The organism is Pseudomonas sp. MD195_PC81_125 (genome assembly GCF_014060985.1).
Taxonomy (GTDB): Bacteria; Pseudomonadota; Gammaproteobacteria; order Pseudomonadales; family Pseudomonadaceae; genus Aquipseudomonas; species Aquipseudomonas parakoreensis.
In genome coordinates, this window is record NZ_JABULD010001012.1 from 1 (window position 1) to 566 (window position 566).

2 tRNA genes and 1 rRNA gene are annotated in these 566 nt (G+C 47.3%); all 3 read left to right on the plus strand.

Features of this window, described 5'->3' with window-relative positions:
* Nucleotides 1-61 precede the first annotated feature (61 nt).
* A tRNA-Ile gene (locus HT737_RS30895) sits at nucleotides 62-138 on the plus strand.
* 9 nt (nucleotides 139-147) lie between these two features.
* Nucleotides 148-223: transfer RNA gene (locus tag HT737_RS30900), tRNA-Ala, on the plus strand.
* Between the two features lie 238 nt (nucleotides 224-461).
* A 23S ribosomal RNA gene (locus HT737_RS30905) occupies nucleotides 462-566 on the plus strand; the annotation flags it as partial.

Below are 566 nucleotides of genomic sequence, written 5' to 3' on the forward strand. Positions count from 1 at the left end.
AGAAGCAAGCTTTAAGCTCCAAGCTGATAGCTCTGAGCTAATCAGTTACGCGCTCGAAATTGGGTCTGTAGCTCAGTTGGTTAGAGCGCACCCCTGATAAGGGTGAGGTCGGCAGTTCGAATCTGCCCAGACCCACCAATTTTGTATGGGGCCATAGCTCAGCTGGGAGAGCGCCTGCCTTGCACGCAGGAGGTCAGCGGTTCGATCCCGCTTGGCTCCACCATTAACTGCTTCTGCTTGTTAGAGCTTAGAAATGAATATTCCGGCGTGAATATTGATTTCTAGTCTTTGATTAGATCGTTCTTTAAAAATTTGGGTATGTGATAGAAAGATAGACTGAACGTTACTTTCACTGGTAACGGATCAGGCTAAGGTAAAATTTGTGAGTGACTCTTAAGAGTTTTGCGAATTTTCGGCGAATGTCGTCTTCACAGTATAACCAGAGTTGCTTGGGGTTATATGGTCAAGTGAAGAAGCGCATACGGTGGATGCCTTGGCAGTCAGAGGCGATGAAAGAGTGGTAGCCTGCGAAAAGCTTCGGGGAGTCGGCAAACAGACTTTGATCC